This window comes from Shewanella maritima, assembly GCF_043643735.1.
GTDB lineage: Bacteria > Pseudomonadota > Gammaproteobacteria > Enterobacterales > Shewanellaceae > Shewanella > Shewanella maritima_A.
Genome location: NZ_JBHZSM010000002.1, coordinates 355,225 through 376,663, shown reverse-complemented (window position 1 = coordinate 376,663; position 21,439 = coordinate 355,225). Strand labels below are relative to the sequence as shown.

The 21,439-nt window shown below is 42.1% G+C and carries 19 protein-coding genes; 8 read left to right on the top strand and 11 right to left on the bottom strand.

Annotated elements, in window-relative coordinates; translation table 11 throughout:
• Window positions 1–84 precede the first annotated feature (84 nt).
• Complete coding sequence (locus ACHUGF_RS03785; RefSeq protein WP_394129448.1) at window positions 85–447, top strand: response regulator; 363 nt, start codon at window positions 85–87, stop codon at window positions 445–447.
• 149 nt (window positions 448–596) lie between these two features.
• On the opposite strand, the gene ACHUGF_RS03780 is transcribed toward ACHUGF_RS03785, so the two are convergent.
• The gene (locus tag ACHUGF_RS03780) at window positions 597–2,624 is read right to left on the bottom strand and encodes a S9 family peptidase (protein ID WP_394129447.1); all 2,028 of its coding nucleotides are present in this window, start codon (window positions 2,622–2,624) and stop codon (window positions 597–599) included.
• A gap of 367 nt (window positions 2,625–2,991) precedes the next feature.
• The gene (dgt, locus tag ACHUGF_RS03775) at window positions 2,992–4,476 is read right to left on the bottom strand and encodes a dGTPase (RefSeq protein ID WP_394129446.1); all 1,485 of its coding nucleotides are present in this window, start codon (window positions 4,474–4,476) and stop codon (window positions 2,992–2,994) included.
• A gap of 229 nt (window positions 4,477–4,705) precedes the next feature.
• Between dgt and ACHUGF_RS03770 the strand changes: the two genes are divergently transcribed.
• Window positions 4,706–5,335, top strand: coding sequence for an SCO family protein (locus tag ACHUGF_RS03770; RefSeq protein ID WP_394129445.1), 630 nt, complete (start codon window positions 4,706–4,708; stop codon window positions 5,333–5,335).
• Window positions 5,332–6,837 (top strand): methyl-accepting chemotaxis protein, encoded by a 1,506-nt coding sequence (locus ACHUGF_RS03765; RefSeq protein ID WP_394129444.1) that lies wholly within the window; start codon window positions 5,332–5,334, stop codon window positions 6,835–6,837. The genes ACHUGF_RS03770 and ACHUGF_RS03765 overlap by 4 nt, the downstream gene beginning before the upstream one ends.
• Window positions 6,838–6,916: 79 nt before the next feature.
• Here ACHUGF_RS03765 and ACHUGF_RS03760 read toward each other — a convergent pair whose 3' ends face one another.
• Both ACHUGF_RS03760 and ACHUGF_RS03755 read right to left on the bottom strand, forming a co-directional pair.
• Complete coding sequence (locus ACHUGF_RS03760; protein ID WP_394129443.1) at window positions 6,917–7,444, bottom strand: hypothetical protein; 528 nt, start codon at window positions 7,442–7,444, stop codon at window positions 6,917–6,919.
• 143 nt (window positions 7,445–7,587) lie between these two features.
• Window positions 7,588–8,604 (bottom strand): hypothetical protein, encoded by a 1,017-nt coding sequence (locus ACHUGF_RS03755; protein WP_394129442.1) that lies wholly within the window; start codon window positions 8,602–8,604, stop codon window positions 7,588–7,590.
• Between the two features lie 189 nt (window positions 8,605–8,793).
• On the opposite strand from ACHUGF_RS03755, the gene ACHUGF_RS03750 reads away from it, so the two are divergent.
• On the top strand, window positions 8,794–9,063 hold the full coding sequence (locus ACHUGF_RS03750) for a DUF2999 family protein (protein ID WP_394129441.1): 270 nt from the start codon (window positions 8,794–8,796) through the stop codon (window positions 9,061–9,063).
• Window positions 9,064–9,345: 282 nt separating this feature from the next.
• Window positions 9,346–10,416, top strand: a complete 1,071-nt coding sequence (locus tag ACHUGF_RS03745) for a polysaccharide lyase family 7 protein (RefSeq protein ID WP_394129440.1) — start codon at window positions 9,346–9,348, stop codon at window positions 10,414–10,416.
• 55 nt (window positions 10,417–10,471) lie between these two features.
• On the opposite strand, the gene ACHUGF_RS03740 is transcribed toward ACHUGF_RS03745, so the two are convergent.
• The 6 genes from ACHUGF_RS03740 to ACHUGF_RS03715 form a co-directional block, all read right to left on the bottom strand.
• Window positions 10,472–11,053, bottom strand: a complete 582-nt coding sequence (locus ACHUGF_RS03740; RefSeq protein WP_394129439.1) for a GDYXXLXY domain-containing protein — start codon at window positions 11,051–11,053, stop codon at window positions 10,472–10,474.
• Window positions 11,046–12,218, bottom strand: coding sequence for a DUF4401 domain-containing protein (locus ACHUGF_RS03735; protein ID WP_394129438.1), 1,173 nt, complete (start codon window positions 12,216–12,218; stop codon window positions 11,046–11,048). Before ACHUGF_RS03735 ends, ACHUGF_RS03740 begins: the two co-directional genes overlap by 8 nt.
• Window positions 12,215–13,240 carry a DUF2157 domain-containing protein gene (locus ACHUGF_RS03730; protein WP_394129437.1) on the bottom strand — a complete coding sequence of 342 codons (1,026 nt, stop codon included), beginning with the start codon at window positions 13,238–13,240 and terminating at the stop codon, window positions 12,215–12,217. The genes ACHUGF_RS03735 and ACHUGF_RS03730 overlap by 4 nt, the downstream gene beginning before the upstream one ends.
• Window positions 13,241–13,400: 160 nt before the next feature.
• Complete coding sequence (locus ACHUGF_RS03725; RefSeq protein WP_394129436.1) at window positions 13,401–14,081, bottom strand: oligogalacturonate-specific porin KdgM family protein; 681 nt, start codon at window positions 14,079–14,081, stop codon at window positions 13,401–13,403.
• Between the two features lie 259 nt (window positions 14,082–14,340).
• Entirely contained in the window at window positions 14,341–16,170 is a 1,830-nt protein-coding gene (locus tag ACHUGF_RS03720; protein WP_394129435.1) for a sensor domain-containing diguanylate cyclase, read from the bottom strand.
• A 199-nt stretch (window positions 16,171–16,369) separates the two neighbouring features.
• Entirely contained in the window at window positions 16,370–16,777 is a 408-nt protein-coding gene (locus tag ACHUGF_RS03715) for a hypothetical protein (protein ID WP_394129434.1), read from the bottom strand.
• 330 nt (window positions 16,778–17,107) lie between these two features.
• On the opposite strand from ACHUGF_RS03715, the gene ACHUGF_RS03710 reads away from it, so the two are divergent.
• Complete coding sequence (locus ACHUGF_RS03710) at window positions 17,108–18,316, top strand: conjugal transfer protein TraF (RefSeq protein WP_394129433.1); 1,209 nt, start codon at window positions 17,108–17,110, stop codon at window positions 18,314–18,316.
• A gap of 219 nt (window positions 18,317–18,535) precedes the next feature.
• Here the strand turns inward: ACHUGF_RS03710 and ACHUGF_RS03705 are convergent, their stop codons facing one another.
• A complete protein-coding gene (locus ACHUGF_RS03705; RefSeq protein WP_394129432.1) occupies window positions 18,536–18,790 on the bottom strand; it encodes a hypothetical protein in 255 nt (84 codons plus the stop codon).
• A 448-nt stretch (window positions 18,791–19,238) separates the two neighbouring features.
• Between ACHUGF_RS03705 and ACHUGF_RS03700 the strand changes: the two genes are divergently transcribed.
• The gene (locus ACHUGF_RS03700; protein ID WP_394129431.1) at window positions 19,239–19,724 is read left to right on the top strand and encodes a VOC family protein; all 486 of its coding nucleotides are present in this window, start codon (window positions 19,239–19,241) and stop codon (window positions 19,722–19,724) included.
• Window positions 19,725–19,921: 197 nt separating this feature from the next.
• Window positions 19,922–21,298, top strand: a complete 1,377-nt coding sequence (locus tag ACHUGF_RS03695) for a hypothetical protein (protein WP_394129430.1) — start codon at window positions 19,922–19,924, stop codon at window positions 21,296–21,298.
• Window positions 21,299–21,439: the final 141 nt, after the last annotated feature.

Below are 21,439 nucleotides of genomic sequence, written 5' to 3'. Positions count from 1 at the left end.
TTATTGTTCCCTAAAACTTGTGAGTCATTCTTAAATACCATAAGGTTAAAAAGGCAGCAAAAATAATAGCGCAGTGGAGAAACCATGGCTCAAGCAAAAATTCTCGTCATTGATGATGACCCAGTCTGTACAGGTCTTGTGTTGGCAATTCTGGGGGACGAATACTTAGTAATGACAGCCAACTCAGGTGAAGGGGCAATTGAGCTCTTATCGAATCTCACTCCCGATTTAATCTTTCTTGATATCACCATGCCAGATATTAATGGCTATCAGGTTTTAAAGCAGGTCAAAGCCAAAACTAACACCAGTAACATTCCAGTGGTGGTAATCAGCTCATTGGCTGAAGCCTCAGATCAAGAGTTTGCCATCAAACTTGGCGCAGATGATTATCTGACAAAACCAATATTACCCGATGCGGTACAAAGAGTGCTGACTAAGTTCCTGTAGACTCAGCTCCTGTAGACTCAGCTCCTGTAGACTCAGCAACTGTAAGTTAACGATGGATATGTAAGCTCAGCAACATCAAACCGCTAATTTGATTGCAAATAAAAAGGCTGCCTAGGGCAGCCTTTTTTAGTGATGAAACTTAACGCAGATTACTTCGCCCCTGGCTCAGCAAAACGTGTCATCCAGTCTTCTGCTTCGTTGTACCAATAAATCGAATTATTCGGTTTTAGAATCCAATGATTTTCATCTGGGAAGTAAATCATCCGCGATTCTACACCACGAGTCTGTAGAGTCCGGAACAACTCAAACCCTTGACCAACGGGCACACGGTAGTCAAGCTGACCATGGATAACTAAAGTTGGTGTGTTGAAATTTTCGGCACCATAATGTGGCGAGATCGATTTATAGATATCTGGATTTTCCCAGTAGCTACCAAAACGAGTACTGTGCACAGAGAAGTCTGCCGCCATTTGCGAGTACATGTTGTACACAGCAGCATGGATCAATAAGGCATTAAATGGGTTTTCTTCGCCTAGAATAATCGACGCTAAATAACCACCATAGCTGGCACCTGCAGCCACTACGCGCTCTTCATCAATCCAGTCTTTATCAGTCAGCCATTTGGTTGCCTTAAATACGTCATCAAGAGATTTATTTTTCCAATCAGGGTTAATGCTATCAGTAAACTCTTGACCAAAGCTGCTTGAGCCATGGAAGTTTGGCCATGCTGTCACATATCCCCAAGAGGCAAAGGTTTGCGCATTCCAACGATAGTGGAAACCATCAGAGATCGCACCATGCGGACCACCGTGGATCAGCATCATCAAAGGATATTGCTTGCTTTTATCAAACCCTGGAGGGTAATGCACCCACATTTGGATATCTTGATCGTTATAGCCTTTATAGGTCACAGACTCATAAGTACCCATGTCGACATTGGCTAAAATGTCATCATTAAACTTGTCTAAACGCGTGACCTTGCCATTACGCTTATTGATACTCACTAAGCGACCTGGGTATAAGAAGCTATCATTGACAGCAACTAACGTGCCGTCTTTCGCGATATCAGGTTGGCCAAAGTTAGTGGCGCCAGTAATGGCTTTAACTTTGCTGTTATTGATGTTGATGTGGTAGATACGACGGGTCGCAGCATCATCAATGGCTGCATAAAAGCCTTTGCTGTTTGCTGTCCACACAAAACGGGCAACTGAGCGATCCCAATCTTTAGCAACAGTACTGAACTTGCCTTTTTTCAGGTCATACAGCATTAATTTTGCGGTATCTGCGTAAAACCCATGAATATGCTGGCGAGTAAATGCCAACGTTTTACCATCTGGGCTAAAAGTTGGATTCGCATCTGGTGCTTGATTATCAGCAGTTAAATTGACCGCTTTCTTGCTACCAATTTCAGCTAGGAAAATATCTACTTTAGGATCAACCTTGTTGTCCCAACCGTTACTGTTAAATGCAATCCAACGCTCAGATGGGTCAATGTCATAGCTGCCTGCGCTCTGAGATGAACGCGGTAATTGAATATTTAGCGGCTGAGTAATTGGCTCAACATCGCCACCTTTCGTTGAAATACGGAACACATGCGCGTGTCTATCTTCTTCAATCCAGTGATCAAAGTGCGAATATGGCAGTGCATTCCACTGGCGAGCTGAGACTTTAGTGTCTTTATTAGCTTTCAGCTGTGTTGCCATTTCTTCCCAGTTTTTATCAGGGAAAATACGGCTAATGAAATAGATGTGTTGTCCAACCCACTTAATGCCTTTTACACCACCGGGTACTTCAGTTAAGCGCTGTGCTTCACCTGGTTGATTCATTGGTAATAAGTAGACTTGACCCGCGTCATCATCGTCACGCTTACTAATAAAAGCTAAGGTATTGCTGTCAGGTGAGAAAGTCGCTTCACTGACTCTCAGGCCTTTGGCGGTAATGGCGCGCTGTTGCTTACCTTCAGTGTCAAATAACCACAACTGAGTTGAGCCTTTATCACTCGGCACATCAAACTCAGTCACTGGTGCCACAATGTAGTCACCATTAGGCGAAATAGTTGGGTTGCCGATTCGGCTAAGTTGCCATAGCACATCAACAGATAGTGTCTTTTTTTCTTCCGCGATTACTGATGCAATGGGCATAAGCAAGCAGAGGAAAAATACCCCGATTTTTTTCACAGTGGTTCTCCCTATTATCTTTTTTATTTCGACGTTTACATTGCAAAACAAACGTGGGCAGCCAGCCGATGTCATTCCGGCACCGCGCAGATGCAACTATGTTGCACGCTACGCCTAAAGTAAGCTGAGTGTCAAAGCTTGTATTGAGTTGGTGAGATAAATGTTACCTATATCACACCCACATAATGGCGATAATCACTTAAGTGAAACTTAATCTGTCAGTTATTAGCGCCTGTTGCTCTTTCAAGATTGTTTTTGCAGCAACTTGTTGGAGATTTATACAAGGCAGTGACTTTGATGTGTGGTTATTCCACATAATAAGTCGTTAATGCAGTAGAAATGAAACAAGTGCTGCCTTTAAGGCTCGTTAGAATTCATCAATAACATGAAACGCGCGGTATTCATCATAGGCAAATTGGTCGGTCATGCCACTGATATAATCAATGATTAACCGAGTGCGGAAGTAGAACTCTCGACATGCTTCATCAGGTATTTGCGCGGCGAGTTGTTTTTGCTCCATCGCCAATTGATACGCTGAGATATGTTTTGAAGATAGCTTCTTAAATAAACGTTGAGGGTAAATAGGAATACTACACCAGCGAGGATCGGACTTTTTAATGCCGTTAATCAGCACATTAAACTGCGCTGAAGACAGTTCAAGCAAAGGTTGATAACACTGCATTAAACCGCTGATCACCCGGTAACCTTGCAGCTCGCGAGCCTCTACTTCAGGGTGACAAAAAGCTTGTTCAAGTGCCACCAGCTTAAAGGTTTCCACAATCATGTGATTAACGCTGTTATCTTCAATCAACGCCTGATTAAAGCTGCCATTAAATACCGCTTCTAAGTTATCAACAAAACGTTTTTGCGCATGTTGTGGCAACCTAAAGTTTACGCCAACCCGTAAGAAGACAAAGAAAGCGCTGTCGCTACCCTGCGCACTGCGTGTCGCCCGAGTCAGAATATCTGACATTACAGCTTGTTCTGGTGTCGGTAAATGCTCTGACAACTCAGAAAATTTTTGCAGTAATGCCTGTTTCATCTGCTCAATGGTGAGCACGTCTTTCTCAACAGCATCTTCTAAATCTGCAATGCCATAGGAAATATCGTCGGCCGCTTCCATGATATAGGAAAATGGTGAGCGACAATGCTGATCAATAGATAACACTGAGCGCAACTCACAGATGTAGTCAGTTTCACTTAAGTAGTAACCCACTTTTTTCTTTAAATAACTGTGTGGGTCATTGCTACCTTTCGCAGGCTTCACTTCAGTACCACAACGTGTGTACTTCATTATTCCTGATGCCTGAGCATAAGTCAGGTTGAGCTTCAACAAAGTATGGATAAGACGAATGCCCTGCGCATTACCTTCAAAGCTGATTAAATCACGGGCAATATCTGCCGGCAGGTCTTGCTGATGACGCTTGTGGTAGATGCCATTGAGGTGAGTTTCAAGCCAATCAATTAGCGCCGCTTCACCAAAATGGCCAAAGGGTGGATTGCCCACATCATGCATTAAGCAAGACATCTCAACCAGCGTTTCAAGCTCTCGATCAAAATCAGCTAAGCCCATGTGTTTTTGCTGCCACTGCGGCTTAGCTAACTCTTCGCAAATTAGCTGACTGATATAGCGCCCAACCTGCTGCACTTCCATTGAATGGGTCAATCGACTTCGCACTGCTGCATTGCGTTCAAGAGGAAACACTTGGGTCTTTTGTTGTAAGCGTCGAATGGCTGCGGAATTAATGATGCGTCCGCGATCACTTTCAAATTGCCGCGCAATGGGGCCTGAAGACGCTTTCTTTTGATAGGGTCTGTCGACTTTGATTTTTTCGCTGAAATGACCGGTCATAATGATGCTAAGGCAGTAGATTTTAAAACAAAACTACCCTAGAGACCGTCATCAAGCAACAGTTTCACCAGCAAAACCATGATTCAGAGACCGTTGATATCTTTTTGATAAGATAAATTGTTTAGATTCAATGGCTAAATTATGTTTTTAATAATAATCAGCTTAGAAATCCATCTAAATGTGTATACTCAATGATAAGCGCATAAACACTTTGGACGTATCAAACTTTATGACACGTAAACAGGTTTTTTCGGCCATCATTATCAGCTTAATCGCCTTCAGTTTGGTGCCATTATTAATGTGGAGCAACCAATGGTTTACGTCAAAGCAAAACCCACAGCAATATGGCATTGATGGCTCTTTTTTATCACCACTGCATTTTGAATGGCAAGATACCCAACTCAACAGCCAACGATTTCCTTTTAACGAGCCAACTTATACTTATGTGTTTGCAGGCTTCTTATCATGTTCAGAAATATGCCCTATTCGCATCAAACAATTACACCAACTTGAAGCGGTTATTGCCGATGATGAGCAACTAAGCCAGCAGTCCATTGCCTTCTTGTTTATCACTATTGATCCAGACAATGATACACCTCAGGTAAGGCAACAGGTGATAGATGCCCAATCACCTCGTTTTTTCAGTGCAGCACTCGCGGAATCAGCACTATTTAAACTGTCATCCCATTTATCTGAGAACATTTCATCATTTAGCACTACCAACAATCATGTTGGTAAGCTATTTTTAATTAAACCAAATGGAGAAATTGGCCGTATCTATTCTGCAAAAAAACTGTCGACCGACAAGATGTTAGCCGAGTTAAAGCAACTTATTTACTCAAGTAAGGAATCACCATGAGCCGCTCTGCTTCTGAAAAAATACAACAACAGAATGATGCCTATATTTATAAAATATTATTACTGCAATCCCCAATATTGATCGTCAGCGGGTTATTGGGTGCAGGCATGTTCACCTTTACCATGACAGCAGCCATCATTATGGCTGTGTTAGTGCAAGTGAGTTACACCTTGCTAAAAGGCACACCACTGTTTGGTATCGTCGCAGCGGTATTGATGATGACAGTATCTGGGCTGTTGGTACAATCGCAAATGGGTATGATAGAGATGCACTTTCATATCTTTGCCTCAATGGCGTTATTTCTGATTTACCAACGCTGGCAGCCTCTCGTCGCATCCCTCATTACGGTTGCAGTCCACCATGTGATTTTTACTTATATCCAGCTATCTGATGGGCAGATGTTTGGTACGCCTATCATGATTTTTGCTGGCGAATGTTCTTGGAGCATCATGCTAGTCCACGCTGTTTTTGCCGCGGCAGAAACGGGGATATTAGTCCGTATTTCGATGTTCATGCGTCAAAACTCATCAGCCAATTTACGCATTGCGAATGCCATCAGTAACATCTCAGCCAATAAAGATTTATCTATACGTTTAACTCCAGCTGACACTGAAGCAGAACAAGCTTTTAATTTGATGTTGGAAGAATTGAACCAGTTATTTACCGACTACAATGTGATTGCGAAGCAAATGGGTATCACGGCGGATGAATTAATATCTTTGAGTGAAATGACCCAAGAAGCGGTGCATAGTCAATACAATCAGGCTCAATCAATTTCACATACCGCACAACAAGTGATTGGTAATTTCCAGCAAGTTACCCATAACAGCCAAACTTCAGCTGAACAAGCACAATCTGCAGCTGTTTCCAGTGTGGATGACAGACAAAGCGCCCTTAACATAGTAAAAGACATGAGCGCATTAGAGAGTAATACCTCTGCAGTAACAGAGTCACTGACCGAACTCACCAACGATGTCACGGCTATCACATCATTGCTGCAAGCCATTCGCAGTATTTCTGAGCAAACTAACCTACTGGCACTTAACGCCGCCATTGAAGCGGCAAGAGCCGGTGAAAGTGGTCGCGGTTTTGCCGTGGTAGCAGATGAGGTAAGAACCCTAGCCCAACGTACCAGCCAATCAACTGATGAAATTGAAGCGGTATTAAGTCGCTTAAACCAAAGTATGCTCAGAACGGTTGATTCTATGGATGAGGGACAAAAAATCACCTCTGAGAACGTGGCCAATACCAATGTCATAGCTTCAGGGTTGGAAGAACGTACCTCTCAAATTGAGCAGGTTGCCCAGCTTAGCCGTGAAGTGGCCGATGAAACTGAGCAACAAAGTAGTCAATTAACCCATATTGGTAATGAAATAATCAGTAATGCTGAAACCGCGACGCTCTTATCAGAACAAGCGAAGAAACTAATGGAAGGCGTCAACTTGATGCAACAAATTACGGCTGAGTATCAAAGTAAAGCTGCGACTTATAAAACTCAGTGAGTGCAAGTAGAAGCGGCTTCATTATCTTGTTAAACCGCAGTATCGTGGAGTTTCTCGATACTGTGGTTCACCCCATAGCCTATAATAAATCCTGCACTTGTTTCAGTGCCGCTACGGCAAAACCTTGGTCATAAAAGAAGAGTATATTACCTTGCTCATCGAGTAACACGACTCGGGCATTGTTTGGATTTTGATTGCCTGTCAGTTGTTGCACTTGATCGCCATCTTTATAAATGGTCACCACCCCTTTCCACATAGGTTTAGGGATACCTCGACGCATTCCATTGTCTATCATGGTGCTGAACATACGCGGAAATAAGCCTTGTATCGTAGGCAGTTCAAACACAGGTACTTGTGTTTCAGTCATATCCAGCGCAATTAACCAGCGATCAATATCAAACTGACTATCTTGTTTATAACCAATCAATAATAAGGTTTTTTCACCGGCAAGGTCCTCAGGAAAGCGCATCGCTTGTTGTTCTAGCGACTCACCTTCTACACTCGGAAATACTTGCCCTGTAATATCTTGATTTGGATAAGTCGTGCTACACGCACTCAAAAGCAGCAACATAATAGCGGTTATTATTTTAATAAATTGAGTCAGCATACTGCGCATTCCTATTAATAAGCCAAAGCAAGCTATCTCTGCTTGCATATTCAATAGGTTATACGCAGTGAATAGCCAAACGGTTTAAAAAGTTATCAACTTATGCGATTAATACTTCAAACAAATTTAAGCGCCGATGCTAGCTATTTTTTAGGGATAGCATTATCACTTTGAGTATCAGCTTCTGATGGCGTTTGGTCGTTAGATGACGCTTCAGCTGCATTCAATATCTTGCTCGCCTTTGGCGGTAACGCATTTTGTGAATCGACAGTTGATATGACCTGTTTTACTTGTTCATCACTCACAGTTTGCGGTTGGGTCTGCGGCAACAAGCTGGCAATATTGTCGTGCGGCACCATCAATACAGGCTTATTCTCACCTTGAAAAAGCCATAAATAACGACTGCTACTACTGATGATGCCAACTTCAGGCAGTAATAATTGGTACTGCTTTGAATCAAATAAGCTGTTATTAAATGCGCTTTGCGTTGAATCGACAACAGATACCTTAACCTCTTCAGGCTGTGGTCTCGCCATAGGGTAAATCAAAGCGACACGATACTGAGTGAAATCATCGCGCATAAAGCGCTTATAATCATACTTGGCCACGAGGTCAGTCATATTCATGACCAACAGGCTACTGACGAATAACACGATATAGATAGGGTCAATTCTTAGCTTAAAATAGGTTTGATTATTATTGTCGCGATACTTAGGAAAACGCCGCATAAGCCAAGGATCTATGTAGAAACTAAAACCTAAAAAGCCTATCACCACAACTAGCACTGTCACAAAAGCCACCGGATGATGAATGGCAGACAAGATGAAATCGGTTAACTCTAAGTGAATAAGCACATCAACGCCAAAATGGCCTAATAGATGATAAGTGTAAGCAAGCCCAACAATCGTCGATAACAAGTAGAAGAACGACAAAATCAATGCGGGATGACGTTTAATATAATGTTGAATCACACTGCGACGTAACAACACAAGCTGATAGTAATCGGCACTGTCGTCCGTTTTAGATTGATGCTGCGAAGATGAAGTTGCTTGTGCCTGCGATTGTGCTCGCTCATTATGCTCAGGCATTAAAACGGGTGGGGTTGGCTCAAGCTCATCTTGCTGACCTGCACTTTGAGTTTGTTCAGATTGTACCGACATACGTTAACGTCATCCCTAATGATTACTTCCTTAATCTCTTTGTCCCACTTTACAAAGCCAAGCGCATAATGACCAGCTAATTTAATTGAGACTAACACCCTGGATTTTAAACAGTTTAATGGCACTCCCTAATCGGGCTCAATCAATGATAAAATAATGCCAATAACTTGAAAAATACTAGGTAGTACTATGAACCCAATTATTGCCCTTTTAAAAGAGCACAATGTGAGTGATGAAAAAATCAATGAGGTGTTTCAAACCTTAACCCAAAATCCCATGATGGCTATGAACATCATTGGTCAGTTAGGTATTCCACCGGAAAAACTTCAGCAGCTCATGGGATTAGTCATGCAAAACCCCGCTTTAATTAAAGAAGCTGTGGATGAACTCGGGTTAGACTTCAGCCAAGTCGAAGCTGCAAAAGCTAAAATGCAGCAATCAAATAGCGGCGAGCAGTAAGCTCATAGCATTTGCCCCCCTCAAATAGGTCAACTGCAGTGTTGACCTATTTTTATGCCCCCTCTTGCCCCCCGCTTTAATTTCAATCTTATTATCAGCCAACAAGTCGGTATAACAGCCCACATTAGCAACCACTTGTATTACATTAGTGACCTAACTCGGCAATAAAACTGTTATAAACGCCCATTTTCTATGTTAAATTCGCTAAATAGATCACATAATTGTATTACAATACTACGTAGTATTCTGTGGTAATTACTGAATGAAGACCAAGGAACAATAATGAAAAAATGCCAATTAAGCATGCTTGCAGTCGCAGTTTTAGTCGGTGTCGCAGGCTGCTCATCTACATCTCCAGAGCCTGCTCCTAAAAAAGAATTTAATTACGACTATAGTGTTTACCAGCTAGATACCAGCAAGGCGCCTGGGCAAAATTTTGATATGTCTAACTGGAAAATCACTTTGCCTGAGCTGGCTACTGAAGGCTCAAGAAATGGCAAGGCCTTAGAGATCAACAAGCATGACCTCTCTAACCAGCAAACGCCTTACCAGCATAAAGATTGGTTTTACACTGACCCAACTAATGGCGGTCTAGTATTTGTTGCGCCAAATGAAGCACCAACTACACCTAACAGTAAGAATACTCGCAGTGAACTACGCGCGATGTTAGCCGAAAAATACAATGAGCCAGCCAACAACTTTGTTGTTGCATCACACCCTGATGCCGCTGAATATGGTGCGATTGGCGGTCAATTAAAGGCGACCTTATCGGTTGATCAAGTGAGTGTGAGCGGCCAATACAATCGTAATAACGCATTTGCGGTCGTCATTGGTCAAATTCATGGATCTAAAAATGAGCCTCTAAAAATCGTGTACCGTAAATTACCTGAGCATGAGTTCGGTTCACTGTCTTGGAACTATGAGTTAAACCCAATTCCAGAGCAGCAAGATGCGCGTGACAGTAACGGTAAAAAGTTACGTAAAGACATTCGCCATGATGTGTTTGGTAAACACAATTTACGTCAAGGTTCAGCTGAGCCAACCGATGGCATTCGCTTAGGTGAAATTTTTGCTTATGAAGTGAATATCAAAGGTGACAATATGCAGCTGATCTTCACTAAAAGCCCTGGAACTGCTGACGAAAAGGTAAAGACCTTTGATGTGGATTTATCAAAAGGTAACTACAAAGGCCATGAAGTGGATCAAGGTTACGGCAGTGACTGGATGTACTTTAAAGCCGGTGCTTACAATCAATGTAACACTAAAGCCAGCAGTTCAAACTGCCAGTGGCGTGGTATGGAAGCAGGTGATTACACCCAAGCAACCTTCTTCCAGCTTGAGCTAAACCAGTAATTTAAAGTTACTTCCAAACCATAAAGCGCTTGCAATGCCCCCTGCGAGCGCTTTTTTATTGGCTATTTGTCACAGGCTGAATCAGCTGTAAATGCTCATCATACATAGCCGTTAATAATGGCTCTCCTTTGGCGTTTAGTCTGAACTCCCCATACTCAGCCTCCTCATAAAACTTGGCATGACCTTCTTGGAAGAAAAAAGCATTACTCGCCAGTTTGACTTGGTGATTACGCCAGCGATATTGCACTCTCAATTGGTTATCTAATAATGTCTGACCAAGATCTAAACTAATGAAATGTGCCACTTGGTGCTCATCTAATTGCACCACAATATAACCATCTGAAGGCAAAGCATCATCAAAAGATGCCTCGCCTTCCACTTGCTGACGTTGCAAGGATTTAATTTCGGCCCTTACAGCATCCGCTAGCGCAAATCTTAACGCCATATAATCGCCTTGCATCAATGAGCGAGGATCAACAGGTGCCAACTTGAATAACAGTCGCTGTCCATGGGCTAGGTGCTGCTCTTTTGAATATATTTGCCAATTCACAGCCGTCAGTATCACCAGCAAACCTAACCCCACCAGCGCAAGATGCCATCGCGAAACGCTCGATAATGCTTTATCAGTGTTACTCATGGTCTGACTCCTGTTGTACATACGTCTTTCGTAACCACCAGCGTGCTATCAACAACACACTTGCCAATGCCAATAAACTGTATGACTTATATAATAGGCTCACATCAAGGTGGTAATAATAAGCAATAATGAACACTATCAAGGAGAAAATAGCGCCAGCCATGAGCAGTGCATTACTTGAGGCAAACCCTAAAACCAGTATAACAACACCGACTCCCATGCCTTGTGCACCGAATGCCAATCCGCCAATAACCAGCATCATCACCAAGGCGCTGATTTGCTGCGTACGGCTTAACTGTGGGTATCTTTGTAGTAATTGCCAAACTACATATAGCGATACCAAAATAAACAATACGTTGCTGACCCAAACTTCAGTCAACATAGCGGAATGACTGTTTATCAATAACGCTTCAACCCACGCATATTCAAACGCTAATAGGCTGGTCTGCGCAGCTACCGCTAACAAGCAGGCATAACCTATGGTGAGTTTAGTTGTAACAGGCAGCTGCCATTTACCCTCTTTACCAGGCGGTTTTGGTGCAAACTCACTAAATTCAACCAATACCAACCAACAACCGATAAAGAAAATCATCCCTTCCGCCAAATGGGGTAACTGAAATAACGCTAACGTGCCAATCAAGCAAAAACAGGCCATTAAGGTACAACAAAATCGGTGCAGATGATTTTTGATCAACCACACCAAAAACAGCTGCATTACGCTGGCAAAAAGGAAGCCTTGCTTTGTATCGGCGTAATCATCAAGCCCAATTAAGACTAATACTTGTCCAGTAAAACTTAATGCCAAAGCCAGGTGCTCAACGAATTCATTGTGACCACGTTGAAATAATACTGCAGCCACAACAATTAAACTGATACCGCTGAACAGTGCCGCAATGCCCTCCTCAACGAGGAAATTCAAACTAAGGAACATAAAACCAAGCAGAAACACTGCAGCCAACCAGCCAGAAAACGCCAGCATCAATTTAATATACCAAGGTGAATCAGTTTGTTTATGCTCTTCAAACGTTCCTGACAGCAAACCTTGTTGCTGCAATTGCTGCCATAGCTTTGGCTGTTGAGTTAGTTTTGGTTGTGGGCTTAACTGTGCTGTCCTTGGCTGTTGTGACCTTAACTTTTGTGACCCGCGCTCAGTATTCGACTTCATGATTGCCACTCCTTGTGTATGTTACGCAACCAGTGAGCAGAACCCGCAGCCATGGCAATAATCATCATGGCGATTAATAAAAATGACTCACCATTCATCCGACTAAGCAACTTATCAACGAGTAGTGTAATGATCACAATGTTGGCCGACACCATCGCAAGCGCCAACATAAATAATTCCTGTCGATACAGCCGATAACCCCAATACATGAATAATAACCATAATGGCCACATGATCACCGGCAACCAGCCAAAATCGGCATGACTCACAATACTGCCGACCATCAGTACAGTTACACTCCCACCACAGGCCATAGCAATCAGTTTGTTAGACCAAGTATTGCTCAACCAATGCCATTTGCTATCAGCAACCTCCCAGCACAATAACGCGCAAGTATTGAACAAAAACAGGTGCCAAAATCCGTTCAATTCCGAGAGTTCGAACCAACCAAAAGCACCTCTGAAGTTCATGTGATAGAGCCAAATGGCAAGGTTAATGACACCAAGCCATAGCAACCATAATGCAGGCATGCGAGACAGTAACACCCAAGGGGTGATCAGCAGTGCCCAATTAGCGAAAAGTTGCCACGGATCGGCACCGGTTTGATAAGTCTGCCCAAAAAACGCCATCAACACCCCCACCAGAAAAGCAGCCACAAATAAAGGCGTTTGCGACAATGTCGTTGTCGAAGCGGTATCGAGTTGATGATTAGCTAGAGATGGTATTACACGCTTGCTACGTGTATTGAGGAAGTAATAAAGCAGCACACAGAGCACCAGTGCAGCTTCAATTAACACAAATTTGGTAAATCGACCGATTTCAGCCCAGTTATAAGCAATAAAAAACATCGCAGCGAAAGCAAAAGCTAATCCACCAAGCCAAGCTAATAAACGGTCAAAAAAACGAAACCAATCATTAGCAGAGGGTTTCACTTTTGCCAATACTAATGCCTGCTCAAGCTTATCTGGGGCAATTAGTTTCTGCTGTAATATTTCAAATAATTGTTGGCGACTCGTAGCCATAACGCATCCATTCACAAGCTGCTTAGCATTCAACAGCTTTCCTATTGTCTACCGACTATATTGGAATGAATAATATTGATTTACAAACATTTTTAATTCTAGCACTTAGCCACTACATTCAATGCCTTAGATGGCTGGCAAGTATTAGAGATGTATTTTGCTAGAACCTATATCTTATTCCGATACGCGATCGAAGCTCCCGTTTGTCAGAGTCATCACTCACCGAGACATCACCTATCTCAAACCAAGGACTCCAACGGTTAAAGGCATACCTAATTGTCAGATTATTTTCATAGTTGGTTCTTTTATTATCATATAGATGATAATCGGCATTGTCAGAGTAGTAATAGTTAAGCTCTAACCCAAAATCCCAACGGTTATGCTTATAAGCCAAATTTGTTGTGTAACGATGTCGGTAACGGTTGGTTGTCTCGTGAGGCTTAACATCTAGGCGATATCGAGCACTGATAGAGAAATTACTAATGGCCTCGGGTCTATATGTGAGGCGGATCTGTGGTTTATACGTGGCATTTTCATTACTGAATTCTACGGGCATACCTGGAGATAACGTCCACTGTTCATTGATTTTATAGTGATAACCAACATCAAGCTCTGCACCATTGGATTGCATATTCTGCAGAAACTCGCCATCTTCACCTTTAAATTTCAGCTCTAATGACATGGCGACATTATTTGCTAATGTGCCGCCCATTTTGACTCGACTAGCGTGCACTTGAGAGTCTTGTTTATATTCTTGACGAAAATCTACCGACAGAGCAGAGGCATTTGTACTCATCAAAACAAGCAAAGGCAATAACACTAGCTGGCGTATGAATTTCATTGCATTTCACCAAAAAGGAAACTTACTTGTATTACAATAATAAAAATAAGAAAACCCCAGAGGGTGTTGGTGAATTTGTGATCGAACTAACTTATTTAGCAATCGCTAAAACAAGCTAGATATGATTTTGTTACAAGTAAGCAACAAACAAATGGAAAGTCATTAATGGGCGTAACAGGTTTGGTACGTCAACAAAATGCAATATTCAATGTGGGCTGAGCTAGCTGATATTAGCCACAAAACCTATACTGCTGACTCACTAGCTCACCAGTTGAACCTGGTTTTTACCCTGCTTTTTAGCCATATACAACGCATCATCTGCACGATTAATCATAGGCTCAAGGCAATCAGTACTGAGTGGTAACTGCTTAAATAAATTTTGATAACTCCCCGCCACACCGATACTCGCAGTTAACGACAGAATGTCATCATTATGGATATATTCAATGGATTCTATTGCAGCTCGAATACGTTCAGCTTGAATAGCGGCTTGCTGTCTGGGTGTTTCCGGTAAACAGACGATGAACTCTTCCCCACCCCAACGGGCTGCAATATCACCTTTACGGCAGCTATTGATAATTGCCTTAGCCACATGCTTAAGCACATCATCCCCCACTTGGTGGCCATATTTGTCATTGATCCCCTTAAACAAATCAATATCAATAATGACCACAGATACATCCTGATGTTCACGTACTATGCGCTGTAATATGGGTAATGTCAGCTCCTGAAATCCACGGCGGTTATTTAGCTCGGTTAGGGTATCAGTGCGTGCATACTTCTGTGCAATCACTTTATCGAGCTGCGCCATTCTAAACTGCTGCGCTAAGATAGAAGCCAACAAAATCGCTTCAAGCGCCATGCCGACCTCAATCGCTTTAAAGGTAAAGTCATTGTATGGCACTAAAATGCCAGCCACGGCTAGAGTTGAGATAGAAATACACACTGCAGCAGTGACAGACGACAGAATAAATATCAGCGCAAAAGGCTTTTGTGCCTGCAGCGCTTTGACGCCCATGAGAATAAACAAAAATACAAAGCAGGTATTGAGAAAGAAAGACAACACCATGGCAAAGAATAAATAATCAAATACAAAGCCAATCAGCATTCCCAAAGGAATATAGATAGTGGTTCGCAACACCAAATCATCCAGCTTAGGGGCATACTCCTTGGTTTGTAACAGTGCCCGAGCAAAATGCAATCCAGCCACGCTGTAGGTGATCATTAAAAAGATATCTAACCAATCTTGGAAGTAAGGGCCAAAATCATAGGTAATGATAGTGTGCAGCTGTCCCGTATAGGACCAACTATTAAGGAGGAACCCCACCAAATATAAGCCATAAAGACCGTACTCTCGGCGGCGTATAAAGAAATACAGCACCAAATTATATATCGCTAACGCCAACATAATGCCATATAAAGCACCGTACTGATAACCGCTGGCAATATCGCGCTTAATCGCATTCTCTACAGAACTAAAGTGCACAGGAAGTGCCATCGGGCCTTTGGTTTCAACTCGCATGATCACTTGTGTTAACCCAGGTGGATATTCATTTTCGAAGGCATAATAGCGATACGGCATTGGCCTATCTTCAAACGCATAGCCATCACCGCCGGCGATATGCTGTTGTTCCACACCATGACGGATCAACCAAGTGTCTATGTAATCAATCCATGGCGTTTCTACTGATAAGCGGTAATTCTGTGGCTCGCTAGACGTATTATTTACCGTAAAAGTCATCCACACAGGGTCAACATTAATACCTAACGAAATAGAGTTGCTGCTACCGGTTTTCAATGCTTGGGTTCTCAGTAGCTCACGAGCTTGGGCTAATGTCAGCTTACCCTCCCGCTCGCGCAGATATTCAGTATGCTTACCGAGAGAGCCTTGGCCAAACTGAGGAATCGTCACTGTGTCAGCTTGCACTGCAACACTTGCAACCAACAAAAATAGAGTGACGAGAACACGCTGCAACCAAAGTGCAGGCTTCAGCTGAGTATAAAAACACGAGTGGAGCAGTCGATAGCTGACAGTATGCTCCTTGTAATAGCGTTGATTGCTTTGAGTTATTGTGGTGTACCCAGACATGAGCCTTAGCGCTTCTTGTTACATTCTGAATAATTAGTTACCTAAGTGATACTAGCACTAAATACCAGCGTAACTAATATTTATTCTCACTATCAATTAGAGTTACTAGCAGCAGGGGCTCGATATCCAGACAAAATAAAACCCTGATGATGACTCAACAGGGTCTTTTAAAGCAGTAGAACGAGGTTTTATAACAGAGTTACATTTGCAGCCATTGATTGATTTGCCCAGCGCCAGCCACGGCATATTGTCTACTCACTAGATTACCTTCTGAGTCAAAAACAAATAGCTCAGCAGAATTAGCTCGATATTGAGCAATAAATTGTTCACCTTCCGGCGTCCCCACACGTGCAATCAAGAAATACGCTTGATCACCCATTTGATCACGGGCTTCATTCATTTGTTCAGTCTGGCTATTACTGACCGCTAATCCAGGGTCATACACAAACACGATAGCAGGTTTACCAGTTCCAATCTGTTCATGAGAGGTACTGAAACCTTTAGGCATAATGGAAAGTAATCCTGCAAACAACACAACAATGGCTCCAACCACAGTGAGGGCGATTAAAGGTTTACGACGTGAGGAATTTGAATTGAGTTTGTCCATACTGACAACCTATGTCATTGTTTAATAATCAATCATCACACATTGTATAAAGCGAACCTGAGTCAGAGCTTAAAAAGTGAAAGATTGTATCAATTTAACTTTTTGATATTGTTTGTAGCCACAGACAACGCATTTAACATCATAAATTCCTATTAATCATAAGTCATACTTATGGATGCCCCGCCTTCGACGTTGATACAAACAATCACATAATCCGTGCCCAGCTTCAGTGCTTAAACTTTCAAGGTCACTTACAATAGAAGATGAAACTTTGTGCAAACATCTTTTTAACAGGAATACTGTAATAGTTAACAACATGATGGAGTCGTAATGCCTAGTAATATTACACTTAAAAAACTGAGATATTTACCAATATGTGTCGCAGCTGCATGTGCTTTTTCAGCTCAAGCCAGTCAGCAAAACTTTGATAGTCGATCATTTGCCATGGGAAATATAGGTGTAAGTACAGCTGATTATTTAACCGCGCCTTTTCATAACCCAGCGTTAGTTGCGCGTTTTAATGAAGATGACGCCGTTGCGCTACTGTTCCCCTCATTTGGTGTAGATGCCAATGATCCAACCGACATTATCGACAATGTGGAAGATTTCTCAGATATCTACGATGAGTTTAAAAACATCAGCAACCCAACAGAAGACGATGCGCAAAAAGTCATTAACCAACTCTTGTTGGTACAAGGTAACTATGCCCAAGTTCAAGCAGGCACCCAACTTGCCGTTGCAATCCCAAGCAACACCATCGCAGTTAATATCTTTGCCCAGGCCTATGCCGACGCGCTGGTCTTTGCTGATATTGATGAGAATGATTTAGACCCACTTAAAATCATTAACCTAGATTTAGACTCTAAGGCATTAACCATGGGAGTTGTGGTGACTGAATTTGGCGTCAGTCTAGCAAAGTCTTACAAAACGCCCACTGGGCAATTTTATTATGGCGTTTCACCCAAATACCAAAAGGTGAATACCATTAACTACATTGCCGACATTGATAACTATGAGTTTGATGACTGGGATGACGACCGTTACCAGTCTGACGAAAGTAACTTCAATATTGATATTGGCTTTGCATACCAACACAACGCGGGCTTTGGTTTCGGTATTGTCGGTAAAAACCTGATTAAAAACAGCTACCAAACAGAAGTTATTGAAGGTGTAAAAGGGGTCTATGAGCTGAGTCCTACATATACTATCAGTGCTAACTACCAAAATCGATTTGTCATCGCAGCCATTGATATCGCTCTGAATGAGTCAGTTGGCTATAAAGACTTAACAGGTACCATTAATGCCTATGACACCGACAATACTAACCGTCAAATTGCAGGTGTGGGTGTAGAGCTATTTCCAGAAAGTTGGTTCAGATTCCGCGCGGGTTATCAAACTGATTTATCAGATAATACCGATGACAGTTTCACCGCTGGCTTAGGGTTCTCACCTTTTGATGTGTTCCACTTTGATTTATCGGGTCGCTACGCAGATGACCGCAACATGGGTGTGTCACTGCAAACACGGTTTACTTTCTAACTCGAAGAGTAAGGTAGGCAATTCACGCTAGGCTCAATAAAGCCCAGATACTCAACGTGTCTGGGCTTTTCATTATTTTGTCTAAGTATGCAATCATCAAGCGTAAACGCTATAACCAATAACATGTCGGCGAATACTAAAATGATTCTTCCTGCAATAAGACGTAAAAAGGCCCGTGCCTGATGAGGGAACACGGACCTTGCAGGGAAGCGTTAATGTTTAATCAGCTCTTTGCTCATAGTGATCCATCGCCATTTTTTTTGCGAGATTTTCAGGGGTACTATGGCAATCATGGCAGTACTTTTCTAATGTTTTTTGGCTAAGTAACATAGGTGGCTCGCCTACTTCACCTTTCCATGAATGACAATCAACACAGGCAACTGCATTAATGTGTTCTTCAGTATCAATCCAAACATGTGCTGGTGTCACTGCCCACTTATCACCGTGGCACTCATTGCAATCATCCATCGCCATAACGGAACATGAAATCCAAATCCCACATAAGCACATTAGCACATTAGCTTTTTCATAGTAGCCACCTTAGTTTCTTAGGTTGTTACCCTCTCGCCACCTTTGATTTCCTACATCCATAGTACAACACCCTCAAAAAATTAATAGAAGATCTCATGAAACTTGAGCTGTAACACAATAATTTCATTAGTAAAAATTATGAGTTTCCATCTAGTAAAAATACCTAAAAAGCATTCACTTCTACCTAAAAGCTATACACTAGAAAGGGCGTATTCACCGCTAAAACATCTGTAAGTTAGTAGCTTCGCCAACAACCCTTTCATCACAACAAGTATTAAAAAATATTATCAAAATAATAAAAAATGATAATTTTATTTAATTTTAAGCCCGTCATATACTTTGCTCATTGAAACAACGCAGCAATTTCTCAGATAAAATTTTGGAGCACATTATGAAAATGAATCACGTAGGTATTATGGTTGGCGATATGGACCAAGCGGTTGAGTTTTATACTAAAGTTCTTGGCCTAAAAATCGTAATGAACAACACCAAAGTAACAGAAGAACGCGAAACAGCGATTGGCCGCATGTGTATTGCTGTGTTCGGTGAAGGTTTCCAAGGCTTCAACATCGCCCACCTGGTTACAACTGACGGCATAGGGGTTGAGTTGTTTGAAATGAAGCAACGCCAAGAGCGCCATGAAGTCGACTTTACTCGTCTAGGGATCTTCCACTTCTGTCTACAAACTGACGATTTTGAAGGCGTAATGGCACGTACTGAAGAGTTCGGCGGCAAGGTCCGCATGGACATTATGCGCTACCACCCAGAAGATGACAGCAAGCAAGCGAAAATGGTTTACTTAGAAGACCCATTTGGCAACTTATTCGAGTTGTACTCTCACACATATGAAGAGACTTACGCAACAGATTACGAATAAGCTTATCAGTGACACATATCACTTAGCTTAAGCTAGCCCGTATCAATCGCATCAACGCCCCAATATCGAAAGGTATTGGGGCGTTGTGTATTCAGTGATTGAATAACATCGCCAACAAAATCAGTAATATATATTGCCATGAGCTTCAATTAACGCTTTACTGATCATCATAAAAGGAATATTTGTGGAAATAATAGATGGATTTTAAACTTGCGTTATCAACTTGCTTACTGCTTTCAACGCTTTTTTCAGCTTATAGCTACTCACAAACCGTACCGTTCCTCGACTTTTACCCCAATTGCATAGACAAGACCTTAGACAGTGCACATGAACAATACCTCACCAAATTAACGACAGAGCAAATTAAACATCAAACTGAGGATGAACTCGTTAATATTGAGCTAAGTAAAGCACTCATTGCTATCCAAAAGAACGCCAGTCAACTCGGTGCTACCGCCATAATTATCAATAATAAATTTAGTGTATTTAGGAAAAGTAATAATCATAAAGCCAGCTCAATCACCACAAATATTCATGCTGACTACATCACCCTATGTGAGCATGATAAAACACTTACCACAAACAGGACCCCAGTAGGCAGTGATGGCCATAGAGTGCTTTCATCTCATACTTTCAGCGTAAGCACTACCTTCGGTGAAACCAATCAAAATCGAGCAAAAAAAGCCAGACAACACAAGCTAGCAAGTAAAAATATTAGTTTACTCTCGGCCTATGATGTCGAGTTAGGTCAAAACCAGTCTGCATTATCTGTACTTGGCCCAGAAAGTATTCGCCTTAGTTTAAGCAACGGTAATCAGCTGCTCGGCTATGGGCGTAGTCTGTGGGTAATGCTTAAGAACGATGAGATTATTCAGTTATCTAGCCAGCAAAATACACTCAATGTTCATGGCCTTAACTTCATCGATTTTAATAGCAACTATGATGATAAAGATTGGTTGTTTAACCAAAAATATAGCAAAGGTGACCCGATCCATGACATAACAAGCAATGAGGGTTATGAATCTCATAATGGCCGCATTACAGTCAAAGGGCATCACTCTACCCTGCTCACTAAGTCAAGGATGGACACTAACACTGGCAAGTCAGCCTACTATTTGGAAGGGTTTAACTTAACTGGCTCAACGCTGAGTCAACCCACATCAATTGCCAGTTTCCCCGAGGCTTCATTCGATTTAACAGGCATATTTCACACTCCAGAAAAAGCTTACAGCCAACCTCATATCAACAACCACCTGTACCTACATGATGACAAGCCATGGTTAATAGCATCACCTTTTTTACTGATTAATGCTGATGCAGAACAGGTTAATGCCCTGATTGTCACCGAGAGTATGTTTAGCCAAGAAAACACTGGCCAATTTAGCAACCTTGCAAGCTATCTCAAGCTGCACCAATTACCCACCACTAAAGCAGAGTTTTTTGCTCAATATCCAACTGCATTAGATGATTTTGACCAAGCCACTTATGACAAACAACAAGTGCAGATAACCGCAAAGTTTTCTTCTTACGATGATGACGCCGAGGTCATAGAGCTGAGATTAGAGTATTTTTAATGAGTGAGGCTTGAGCGTTTAATAACGACTGCTAAGGAAGTTAACTACTCTAGAACTATCTCGCATCAGCTTCTAACAAAGTAACCATTGCAGGCTTGAACTAGAGTGGATAGATAGGTTGGCTTGAATGCACTTTGTTCA